At 73.2% G+C, this 11,432-nt stretch carries 8 protein-coding genes and 1 pseudogene; 5 read left to right on the top strand and 4 right to left on the bottom strand.

The window, feature by feature from the left end; all coding sequences use genetic code 11:
* Positions 1–76: 76 nt before the first annotated feature.
* The 4 genes from ABD194_RS00280 to ABD194_RS00295 all read right to left on the bottom strand — a co-directional run bounded on the left by ABD194_RS00280 (position 77) and on the right by ABD194_RS00295 (position 5,821).
* A complete protein-coding gene (locus ABD194_RS00280; protein ID WP_343985762.1) occupies positions 77–3,070 on the bottom strand; it encodes an AAA family ATPase in 2,994 nt (997 codons plus the stop codon).
* Between the two features lies 1 nt (position 3,071).
* Positions 3,072–4,268 (bottom strand): exonuclease SbcCD subunit D, encoded by a 1,197-nt coding sequence (locus ABD194_RS00285; RefSeq protein ID WP_343985765.1) that lies wholly within the window; start codon positions 4,266–4,268, stop codon positions 3,072–3,074.
* 82 nt (positions 4,269–4,350) lie between these two features.
* Positions 4,351–4,728: a phage holin family protein gene (locus ABD194_RS00290; RefSeq protein WP_343985768.1), complete on the bottom strand. Its 378-nt coding sequence runs from the start codon at positions 4,726–4,728 to the stop codon at positions 4,351–4,353.
* A 4-nt stretch (positions 4,729–4,732) separates the two neighbouring features.
* The gene (locus ABD194_RS00295; RefSeq protein WP_343985771.1) at positions 4,733–5,821 is read right to left on the bottom strand and encodes a 6-phosphofructokinase; all 1,089 of its coding nucleotides are present in this window, start codon (positions 5,819–5,821) and stop codon (positions 4,733–4,735) included.
* Between the two features lie 147 nt (positions 5,822–5,968).
* Between ABD194_RS00295 and hisC the strand changes: the two genes are divergently transcribed.
* From hisC to ABD194_RS00320, 5 genes and pseudogenes are all read left to right on the top strand, one after another.
* Positions 5,969–7,138: a histidinol-phosphate transaminase gene (gene hisC, locus ABD194_RS00300; protein ID WP_343985774.1), complete on the top strand. Its 1,170-nt coding sequence runs from the start codon at positions 5,969–5,971 to the stop codon at positions 7,136–7,138.
* Positions 7,139–7,183: 45 nt separating this feature from the next.
* Positions 7,184–8,635 (top strand): hypothetical protein, encoded by a 1,452-nt coding sequence (locus ABD194_RS00305; protein WP_343985777.1) that lies wholly within the window; start codon positions 7,184–7,186, stop codon positions 8,633–8,635.
* Positions 8,636–8,767: 132 nt separating this feature from the next.
* A complete protein-coding gene (locus tag ABD194_RS00310) occupies positions 8,768–9,172 on the top strand; it encodes a glyoxalase superfamily protein (protein WP_343985780.1) in 405 nt (134 codons plus the stop codon).
* 89 nt (positions 9,173–9,261) lie between these two features.
* A complete protein-coding gene (locus tag ABD194_RS00315) occupies positions 9,262–10,680 on the top strand; it encodes an AAA family ATPase (RefSeq protein ID WP_343985783.1) in 1,419 nt (472 codons plus the stop codon).
* Between the two features lie 324 nt (positions 10,681–11,004).
* Positions 11,005–11,432, top strand: a pseudogene (locus tag ABD194_RS00320) (thiamine pyrophosphate-dependent enzyme); the annotation flags it as partial.

Below are 11,432 nucleotides of genomic sequence, written 5' to 3' on the forward strand. Positions count from 1 at the left end.
CCGCTGCAGCGCTGGATGTGCCGCTGGGTCGCCGCTGGCGACGCGGAACCGGACGCCGGGTGAGCGGTGTTCGGGCTCAGGCGGTGATGCGCAAGGTGCTCGTGCGGTCGGGCTTGACGACGACCTCGATGCGGTCGGCGACGCGGGACTTCAGCTCGCTGACGTGGCTGACGATGCCGACCGTACGGCCGCCCTCGCGCAGGCCCTCGAGCGTGTGCATGACGTCGTCGAGCACGTCGGGGTCGAGGGTGCCGAAGCCTTCGTCGACGAAGAGGGTGCCCAGGTCTACGCCGCCGGACTCGGCCCGGACGACCTCCGCCAGGGCCAGAGCCAGCGAGAGGGAGACGTAGAAGGTCTCGCCACCGGAGAGGGTGCCGACCTCGCGGACCTGGTTGGTGTGCATGTCGTGGACCCGCACGCCGAGGCCCGACTTGGCGTTGCCCTTCTTGGCGTCCGTGTGCTCCAGCGTGTACCGGCCACCGGAGAAACGGCCGAGCTCGGTGTTGGCTGCCGAGAGCACCTCGGTGAAGCGTCGGATCAGGACGTACTTGGCCAGGTCGAGGTTGAGCTGGTTGTCGCCGTTGCCGGCGACGAGCTGACCGACCCGCACCGCGTCGGCGGTCTCGGCGATGACGGTGGCGTTGCCCGCCAGCGCCTCACGGATCTCGGCGACCCGGCGCTTGGTGCGCGCCACCTGGTCCCGCAGGCTGCCGTGCTCGTTGGTGGCCGCCTCGAGCTCCTTCTTGGCGGCGGCCGCGAGGGCCTCGAGCTGGTCGATGTCGTCGAAGAGGGCGTCGAGCTGCACGTCGGCGAGCTCTGGCCCGCTCAGCCCGGCCCGCACCTGGGTGCAGGCACGCTCGAACTCGGAGATCTCGCGGGTGCGGGCACTGATCCATTCGGCACCCCGCTCGGCTGCCATCCACTCCTCGACGTCGGCGAAGCCGAACTGGGCGAGGTCGGCGTCGCGCGCCGCGGTGTCCTCGGCCACTGCGGCCGCCGCCACGTCGCGCTGGCCGAGCGCGTCGACGAGGTCGTCGATACGTGCGGCGGCGACGACCAGCCCGTCGCGTCGAGCCGCGACGCTGGGGTGGCCGTCGCGGGCCTGCTCGACCACGCTCGTCTCCTCGGCGATGCGGGTGTCGAGGTCGGCGACCGCCTGCTCGTGGCGGGCGAGGTCGGCCCCGAGCCGGCGGGCCTCCGCCCCCAGGGTGTCGACGCGTGCCCTCAGCTCGGCCAGCCGGGCCGCAGCGGCCTCGACATCGGAGCGGGCGCGCACCGACTCGGCGAGCTCACGAGCGGCTGCCTCCGCTCGGCTTCGAGCCGCCGCCGCGTCCAGGCCGTCGCACCGTGCTGCCAGCTCACGGACCTCCGAGCGCAGGGCGCCAAGGGCCTCGGCGGCCAGTGCGGCGCGATCGCGCAACGCCACGAGCCGAGCCTCCTCGGCCTCGATCTGCTCCGCGGTGACGGCGTCGAGCGTGGGGTGCGCCGGTGACGGGTGCTCGATCGAGCCGCAGACCGGGCACGGGTCGCCCTCCACGAGCGAGAGGCCGAGCTCTCCCGCGATGCCCTCGATGCGCGCCCGGCGCAGCGCAGCGAGGGACGTCTCCGCAGTCGCCACCACCGAGAGCGCCTCCGTGGCGGTGCCCTCCGCCGCCGGCACCCGAGCCGCTGCAGCCGCGTGGGCCAGGGCCGCCTCGAGCCGGTCCCGGGCGCGCTCGCCCTCGGCCGCCCGCCCGTCGAGCAGCGCCGCCACGCGGCGGGCCTCGGTGAGCGCCTCGTCGTGCGCCGCGATCGTCTCGGGCAGCGCCTGCAGCTCGGTCGTGACCGCCCCCACCGACCGCCGTGTGCCGTCCAGCCGTTCGCGCAGCCGTGCCAGCTCCGCGACGCGGCCGGCGAGGGCCGCCTCGAGCGAGATGGCGCCGGTCAGGGAGCCGACCACCTCACGGGCCTGTGCCGCGGCCTCGCGCAGGGCCGCGGCCCCGCGGTCGCGCAGCGACGGGTCGACCGCCTCGCGCGCCTTTCGCAACCGGGTCTCGGCGGCCCGCAGGTGGCCCTCCGACAGGGCCAGGGTGCGCACCGCGCCCGCCACGGGCTGGGCCTGCTTGGCGCGCTCGACCTCGGCGCGCAGGTCGGCGAAGCGCACCGCCTGCCTGCCGAGGTCGTGCTCCTGCTGCTGCAGCGCCAGCAGCCGCTCACGGCGCTGCATGCGCAGGCGCGCGTCGCTGACCATGTCGGCCATCTGCTTGTGCGTCTCGATGGCCTCGCGGCTGGCCTTGCGGGCGTGTCGCTCACGGGTGGTCAGCTCGTCGACGACCTGCGCCAGCTCCGCCTCGAGCAGCTCCGGCGCGGTGCGGCTCAGGGTCTCGAGGGCCTCCCGACGCTCAGCCTCGAGCCCGGCGGAGACGGCGAGGGCGTGCACGGCCATGCGGATCTCGTCGACCGCGGACTGCCGCCGGGCCTGGGCGGCCCGCCCGGCCTCGACGACCTGCTCCTGGACACGACGGAAGAAGGCGGTGCCGAAGACCTTCTCGAGCAGCTTGCCCTTGTCCTCGGAGCGGGCGCGCAGGAAGGTGGCGAACTCTCCCTGCGGCAGGATCACGGTCTGCACGAACTGGTCGCGGGTCAGCCCCACGGCCCGGGTGATCTCGTCGTCGCAGTCGCCGATGTTGGCCGAGAGCAGCTCGCCGCCCTCGAGGTCGTCGGGCGTCTGCAGGCGCCACAGCTTGACCGTGGGCTGCTGCACGGTGGTGCCCGCCCCCCGCGACTTGGGCCGCTCGAAGCGCGGCGTGCGCTGCACGCGGTAGATGCCCGACTGGGTCTCGAAGACCAGCACGACGACCGGCACGGCCCGGGGGTCGGCGTGGTGGGAATGGATGCGCTCGACGTCGGCGGAGGCCTGCGCCACCTTGCCGTAGAGGCCGAACGTGATGGCGTCGATGATGGTCGACTTGCCGGCTCCGGTGGGTCCTTCGAGCAGGAAGAGGCCGGTGCGCCCGACGGTGGAGAAGTCGATGACCTCGGTGCCGGCATACGGCCCGATGGCCGTCATGGACAGGTGGTGCAGCTGCATGTCACGCCACCTCCTGCGCCTCGGCGAGGTGCTGTGCCTTGACCGCGGCCTCGTAGCCGGCCTCGAAGACGTCGATCTCGCCCTCGCCGGCCTCGGTCTTGGTGACGTAGGCGATGAAGTCGGACCCCAGCTCGCGGGCGTCGCGCTCGCTGACCGCCGTCGTGCCGCCGCGGGTGCGCTCGACCGCCCCGTCGGGCTCGTGGAAGACCTGCAGGGTGTGCGGGAAGCGGGACTTGAGGCGGTCCATCAGGGAGTCTGGCCGCACCCGGTCGGTGACCGTGACCCGCACCCACGCGTCCTCGGCCGCAGTGTGCTCCGGCGACTCGAGCAGCTCGTCGAGGCAGCCCCGCAGCGTCGCCATGGCGCGCGGCTGGGCGACCTCGACGGGCGTCACCCGAGCCGGGCCCGAGGCGTCGAGGTCGACGAGGAGGACGACCTTGGTGTGGTCCTGCTCGGAGAAGGAGTAGCGCAGCGGCGAGCCGGAGTAGCGCACGACGGACCCGGCCGCCGACTCGGGCGCCTGGGGGCCGTGCAGGTGGCCGAGCGCGGCGTAGTCGATGCCGGCGAAGACGGTGCCGGCCACCCGGTCGACGCCACCCACCATGATCGAGCGCTCGGAGTCGCTCGGCTCGGCGCCCGCGACGAAGGCGTGGGCCAGCACCACCGACCGCACGCCCGGCCGCTCCGCCAGGTCGGCGCGGATGCGGTCGCAGGCGGCGCCGACGACGGCCTGGTGCGAGCGCGGCAGCGGCTCGCCACCCGGGGCCAGCGCAGCGCGCGCGTGGTCGGGGTCGAGGTAGGGGATGCCGTAGACGGCCGCCCGCACGCCGTCGCTGCCCTTGAGCAGCACCGGCAGGTCGAGCTGGCCGAGGTCGGTGACCATGCGGATGGTGTCGCGGAAGAGGCCGGCGCCGTAGCCGAGCCGGATCGCCGAGTCGTGGTTGCCGGAGGTGACGACGACGGTGGTGACCGCCGACAGCCGCGACAGCGTCCACTCGAAGAGCTGGACCGACTCGACCGGCGGGACACCGCGGTCGTAGACGTCACCGGCCACGAGCACCGCGTCGACCGGGACCCCGTCCGGTGGGTCCTCGACGAGCTCGCAGATGCGCTCGAGCACGGCCGCCTGCGCCTCGTGGAGGTTCACGCCGTGGAGCGTGCGCCCGAGGTGCCAGTCGGAGGTGTGGAGCAACCGCATGCCACGACGGTAGGACCGGGCGCCGACAGCGTCCCAGCCGACACCCCGTATGCCGTGAGCCCGCCTCCGTGCGGAGGGCGAGTCAGTCGGTCCTGATGAAGCTCAGCAGCATCGAGACGAACGTGATGATCAGGCCGCCCCACACGGCGTCCCAGAAGAAGTGCTCGACGTGGAAGGCGAGGTCGAACTTGCCGGCCAGCCACGAGGTGAGCTGGAGCATGAGCGCGTTGACGATGAAGACGAACAGGCCGAGCGTCAGGATGATCAGCGGCAGCGTGATCAGCTTGAGGATCGGCTTGATGAAGAAGTTCACGATGCCGAAGATCAGCGCGACGATGACCACGGTCTTGACGACCTGGGTGCTCGACCCGCCACCGAAGGTGATGCCCGGGATGGCCCAGGCGGCGATCCACAGGGCGACGGCGTTGATCACCGTCTGCAGCGCGAAGTTGAGGAGCATGCGCTCAGTGTTCCACGCGGGCAGGCGAATCCACGGGAAGGCCGGGGTGCTCGTCGCCGGGGATGCGCGGCTGGAACATGTCGTTGAGGCGCAGCAGGTCCGGCTCGACCGTCTTGAGGGAGCTGATGGCGTCCCCGATGGCCACCCGCTCGATGCGTCCGCGCTGCAGGGCGACCATCTGGCCCCACGCGCCGTCGAGCGCGGCCTCGACCGCAGCGACGCCGAAGCGGGTTCCGAGCACGCGGTCGAACGCGACGGGTGACCCACCGCGCTGGATGTGCCCGAGCGCCGTCATCCGGCTCTCGATGCCGGTGCGGCCCTGGATCTCGCGGGCAAGGAGGGAGCCGATGCCGCCGAGGATCTGGTGGCCGTACTTGTCGACCTCCGGTGCCGGGATGACGAAGGTGCCGGGTCGGGGGAGGGCGCCCTCGGCGACGACGACGATCGTCGCGAACCGCCCCTTCTTGTGCCGGTGGACGATCCGCTCGCACACCTCGTCGATGTCGAAGGGGTCCTCGGGCACGAGCGTGATCGCGGCGCCGCCGGCGAGGCCCGACCACGTGGCGATGTGGCCGACGTGGCGTCCCATCACCTCGACGACGAGGACGCGGTGGTGCGACTCGGCGGTCGTGTGCAGCCGGTCGATGGCGTCGGTGCAGATCTGCACGGCCGTCTGGAAGCCGAAGGTCATCTCGGTCAGGGCGATGTCGTTGTCGATGGTCTTGGGCACGCCGACGACGGGGAAGCCGTTCTCGTGCAGGCGGTTGAGGACCCCCATCGAGCCCTCGCCGCCGATGCCGATGATCGCGTCGAGGCCGTGCCGGTCGTACGCCTTGCGGACGCGCTTGAGGCCGTCCTCGTGCGCGAACGGCTGGTCACGGCTCGTGCCGAGGATGGTGCCACCGAGCGGGAGGATGCCCCGGCACCGGTCGACGTCGAGGATCTCGTAGTCGTTGTCCATGACGCCGCGCCACGCGTTGCGGAAGCCGATGACGGTGCTGTCGTAGGTGACCTCGGCGGCGCGGGTCGCGCCGCGGATGACGGCGTTGAGGCCGGGACAGTCCCCGCCCCCGGTGAGGATGCCGATGCGCATGATCTGACTTTCGGGAAGAGGTGGCAGGCAGAAGGTGTCGAGGCGGCTCTGACGCGACGATGTGAGCCTAGCCACACCGCGGCACCCACGTCAGGGAAGTGTCCATGGGCCGGTCGCGCCCGTGGACACGGGCTCTAGAGTTCGGGTATGAGCGACACCGCCGACGCCACCGCCGAGAGCTTGCCCGACCGCGTCACCGAGAGCGCGACGCCACGGGAGTCGTATGCCGCCCCGCAGGCGAGCGACGTCAAGGTCCGTCTCCGTGACGTCCTGGCGCAGATGCCCGACTACAAGCCGGGCAAGCCCGCGTCTGCGCCAGCCGGCGTGACGGCATACAAGCTCTCCTCCAACGAGAACCCCTACGGCCCGCTGCCGTCGGTGCTCGCGGCGATCGAGGACGCGGCGACGACCGTGAACCGCTACCCCGACATGGCCGTGACGGCGCTGACCGAGCGGCTCGCCAAGGCGCTCGACGTGCCGGCCGAGTGCATCGCCACGGGCACCGGGTCGGTCGCGGTGCTCTCCCAGATCGTGGGCGCCGCCTGCGACGCGGGGGACGAGGTCGTCTTCGCGTGGCGCTCCTTCGAGGCCTACCCGATCGTGACGCTGCTCGCCGGGGCCGAGCCGGTCATGGTCGGTCTCGACGAGCAGGCGCGGCACCGGCTCGACGCGATGCTCGCCGCCATCACCGACCGCACGCGCGTCGTCCTCGTCTGCACCCCGAACAACCCGACCGGTCCGTGCGTCCACCAGGCCGAGCTCGAGGCGTTCCTCGACCGCGTCCCCGAGGACGTGATCGTCGTCGTCGACGAGGCCTACGTCGAGTTCGTCCGCGACCCCGAGGCGGTCCGCGGGCTCGACGTGTGGCGCCACCGCCCCAACGTCGTCGTGCTGCGCACCTTCTCCAAGGCGTACGGCCTCGCGGGCCTGCGGGTGGGGTATGCCGTCGCGCACCCTCCGGTGGCCGCCGCCCTGCGCAAGACGGCCACGCCCTTCGGCGTCAACTCGCTCGCGCAGGTCGCGGCCATCGCCTCCCTCGACGCGTTCGACGAGCTCGAGGAGCGCGTCGAGTCGCTCGTCGCCGAGCGCGACCGGGTCGTCCAGGCGCTCGCCGACCAGGGCTGGAAGCTGCCGCGATCCGACGCGAACTTCGTCTGGTTCCCGCTCGGCGCCGAGTCGACGGCCTTCTCCGAGGCCTGCGCGGGGGCGGGCCTGACGGTGCGCCAGTACGGCGACGACGGCGTGCGCGTCACGATCGGCGAGGGGGAGGCCAACTCACGGCTCCTCGAGGTGGCGGGGCGATTCGGCGCCCGCTGACGACTGGGCCGAGGCAGCGCGAGCGCACGCGACGCGGGAGGACGGATGGTGCTGCAGCGTGAACGGGTTCCGGCCGGAGCGGCCGCGCTCCTGGCCGTGGTCCTCGCGGTCCCGTCGGTGCTCGCGCCGACCTGGCAGCTGACGACACTCGACAGCCAGCGCGGTGTCGTGCTCTTCGACCAGCAGTTCTGGAGCTGGGGCCGCTCGCAGGTGCTCGGTGCCGGAGGTGCAGTGGTCCAGGACCTCTGGGACCCCCTCGGGCTCGTCGTGCTCATCGTGCTTCTCGCGGTCGCCGCCGCGACAGTCGTCGCGTGGCTCCTCCTGCAGGCGGCGTGGGTCCCCGTCGCCGCGGCGGTGGGGTGGGCGGCCCTCCTCGGCCACCTGCTCACGTCGGCTGCACAGCGTCACGGACGTCCCGTCCGCGACGACGTGCACGGGCTCGCGGCCTCCGGCTCGTCGACGGTCGTGGGGTGGCTGGAGTCGGCGTCGGCCGGCGTCGGCGTCGTGGCCGTCGCCCTTCTCGTCCTCTCCCTGGCCGGAGTGCGTATGCCGTCCGCCTGGCTCGCGAGGGCCCGCGCCCTCGCGGCCCCGGAGGACGAGGACGGCACCGCGTCGCCCGGTTCGCCGACTGCGGACCCCGCCGGACGCGTACGGCCCACGATCAGGTGGCGACCGGCGAGCGACTACTCGGAGCAGGGGACGACACCGGAGGGGGCCGGGGAGCCTGCGGCGGCGGAGGGCGCCGGGGAGTCGGAGACCGCGGCACGGGCGCAGCTGCTGGTGCGCGCCACGATTGCCACGATCGGCGGACTCGGGGTGCTCCTCGCCGCGACGACCGCCATCTGGCCGACGACGGTCCTCGCCGTCCGGGCACCCGAGGTCGGGGACTTCACCAAGGGCTACGAGCAGCGCACCTGGTCATGGGGTCGGCAGGTGGTCTACTCCTCCGACGGGGTGCTCCTCGACGCCTACGGCGGCCCGAACCCCGTGCCCCGGCTGGTCCTACTCGTCGCCGCGCTCGCCTGCGCGTCGCTGGGCCTGGGCTGGTGGGTGGCGCGGCCCGGGCGGCCTGCGCAGCTGGTCGCGGCGGTCGGGACGGCCCTGGCGCTCGCGACGGTGGCGGCCTCCCTCGTCGAGCGGCTCTCCTTCGACGAGCGCTCGATCGGCCTCCAACCGGGCCTGGTCCACATCACGACGCTCACCGGCTGGCTCGAGCTCGCGGCGGTCTGCGCCCTGGCATTGACCCTTGCCCTCATGGTCGTGGCGGCCCTGCCGGACCCGGCCGACGCCCTCGCCCGCCGGCTGTCCGCGGTCTGGGCCAGGTTCGTTCGGAGCCGGCGGCCGGCCGGGGTGGTCACGACCGGCCCGGGCGGCGTCCCGGAGGGGCCGTCGACCCAGCGTGTCGCAAGCGTGCGGGACGCCTCGTCGCCCGGCACGACGCATACGACCTCGGTGGGGTTCAGCGACGACGACGAGCCGGACCGCGGCCGCGGCTGAGCCTGGCGCCGTCCGTCCGCGGGTTGCGGGCCGACCCGGCCGGCGCACCCCACGAACGGCCCCGCACCCCGCGTGGGAGCCGTGCAACCACGAACCGCCACCGCTGTGGGTGCCCCGGCCTAGTGTCTCGCCATGGACATGAAGCTCGAGCTGGTGGCGGTGCCCGTGACCGATGTCGACCGGGCCAAGGAGTTCTACGTCGAGAAGGTCGGTTTCACCGCCGACCACGACCACACCGTGAGCGACGACGTCAGGTTCGTGCAGCTGACGCCGCCCGGCTCCGCCTGCTCGATCGCCATCGGCAAGGGGCTGACCGAGATCGTGCCGGGAGGCCTCGACAACCTCCAGATGGTCGTGGCCGACGCCGACGCGGTGCGCGCCGAGCTCGTCGGTCGAGGCGTCGAGGCCTCCGAGGTGGACGAGCAGCCGTGGGGTCGCTTCGTCTACTTCCGCGACCCCGACGGCAACCGCTGGTCGCTGCAACAGCTGCCCGCCTGGTCCACCGGCGCGGGTGGCGACGCCGGCTCGCCGGGCTGAGGCGCGGCGTCTCGTCGCACCGCGGCGCGACCTCTGGCCGCGGGCACGGTCCGGTCACTGGTGTCGGCGGCCGGTCCTATCGTCGGGTCATGCTCACCGCCGTCGCCGTGTCCGGCTACCGCTCGCTGCGCGACGTCGTCGTGCCGCTGCACGGGCTCGACGTCGTCACCGGCGCCAACGGCAGTGGCAAGTCCAGCCTCTACCGGTCGCTGCGACTGCTGGCCGGGTGTGGTCGAGGCGACGTCGTCGGCACGCTGGCGCGCGAGGGCGGACTCGAGTCGGCGCTCTGGGCGGGGCCGGCGACGCTCGGAGGGGCCCGCGCGCGAGGCCACGCGGTGCAGGGGACGCGGCGCAAGGGCCCGATCAGCCTGCAGCTCGGTTTCGCCTCCGACGACTTCGGCTACCTCGTCGACCTCGGCCTGCCGCAGCAGGCGTCCGGGGGCGAGGCCGGCTCGGCGTCGGCGTTCCTGCGCGACCCCGAGATCAAGCGGGAGGTCGTGTGGTCGGGTCCGTTGATGCGGCCCGGCTCGGTGCTGGTGCGCCGCCGCGGGGGCGTCGTGGAGACCCGCTCGGCGCTCGAATCCGACGACGGCTGGGACTCGGGCTGGGACGATGACGGTGGCGACGGCTCCGAGTGGGAGTCCGACCCCGTCGAGGTGCCCGGTCCCGGCGGAGGCTCCCGGCGCGCCGCCTACCGCGACACCGGACCCGGCTCTGCGGAGGGCGGAAGCTCACGGGCTGCGTCCGACCGCAGCGCCCACGCCTCGAGGCCCGGCTGGACCGAGCTGACGCGGTCCCTCCGGCCCTGGGAGAGCATGCTCACCGAGCTCGCCGACCCGCAGCGGGCGCCCGAGCTGATCCGGGTGCGCCGTATGATCCGCGACTGGCGCTTCTACGACGGGTTCCGCGCCGACGCGGGTGCGCCGGCACGCACCCCGCAGGTGGGCACCCGGACGCCGGTCCTGGCCGACGACGGCCGGGACCTCGCCGCCGCCCTGCAGACCATCCGCGAGAACGGCCGGTCCGAGCTGGACCGCGCCGTCGCCGACGCCTTCGACGGGGCCATCCTCGACGTCACGGTCGAGGGCGGGCGGTTCGACGTCGCGCTGCACCAGCCGGGCATGCTCCGGCCGCTCGGCAGCGCCGAGCTCTCCGACGGCACCCTGCGCTACCTGCTCCTCGTCGCGGCCCTGCTGACCACCGACCCGCCACCGCTCATGGTCCTCAACGAGCCGGAGACCTCCCTGCACCCGGACCTGCTCGCGCCGCTGGCCCGGCTCGTGCGAGCCGCCGCCGAGCGAAGCCAGATCCTGGTCGTGTCGCACTCGCAGGCCCTCGTCCGCGAGCTCGGCGTCGGAGGCGGTGAGGACGAGGACGACGACGAGGTCCCGGTCGGCCTCGGCTCGCCCGCCCGCGGCATCACTCTCGTCAAGGACCTTGGCGAGACCTTCGTGCAGGGCCAGGGCCTGCTCAGCACGCCGCCCTGGAACTGGGGCACCCGCCGCTGAGCCCACCGTTGAGCCCACCGTTGAGCCCACCAGTGAGCGCACCGCTCAGCCCGCTGCCGAGTGCGCCGTCGGCGGGCGCGGCCCCACGGCATACGTCATCGGTGCGTTTGTCCGGCGGCCGGAAAACCCGACACCCGGCACTCGGGCGGCAGCATCGTCCCGCATTGTGAGATTGGCAGGGCTCTCCGGTAAGTTCCGGTCCGAGGACCAAGCACGTGTCCGTCGTCACGAACGGCGGCCCTGCGCCCCCAGAAGCCGACGAGCGGGTGACCCCCGTCCGCGGGCCGAACGAGTAGGCCGGTCTCACCGGCGAAGGAGCCCCACGTGAGCGACAAGGTTGTCGCCGAGCTGCACCAGCCGACCCCCGCGGTCGGCGACGGCGGCCCGGACATGATCCAGCTGCTGACCCCGGAAGGGCAGCGCGTGTCCCACCCCGACTACGACAAGTACGTCGCGGACCTGACGCCCGAGGACCTGCGGAGCTTCTACCGCGACCTCGTCCTCATCCGCCGGCTCGACGCCGAGGGCTACGCCCTGCAGCGCCAGGGCGAGCTGGGCCTGTGGCCGAGCCTGCTCGGCCAGGAGGCCGCCCAGGTCGGCTCCGGCCGCGCGCTCAAGCCGCACGACTTCGTCTTCCCCACCTACCGCGAGCACGGCGTCGGCTTCGTCCGGGGCATGGACCCGCAGAGCTCGCTGCAGCTCTTCCGTGGCGTCAGCCAGGGCGGGTGGGATCCCAAGGAGAACAACTTCCA

The sequence above is a fragment of the Terrabacter terrae genome, from assembly GCF_039529575.1.
In the GTDB taxonomy this organism is placed as follows: domain Bacteria; phylum Actinomycetota; class Actinomycetes; order Actinomycetales; family Dermatophilaceae; genus Terrabacter; species Terrabacter terrae.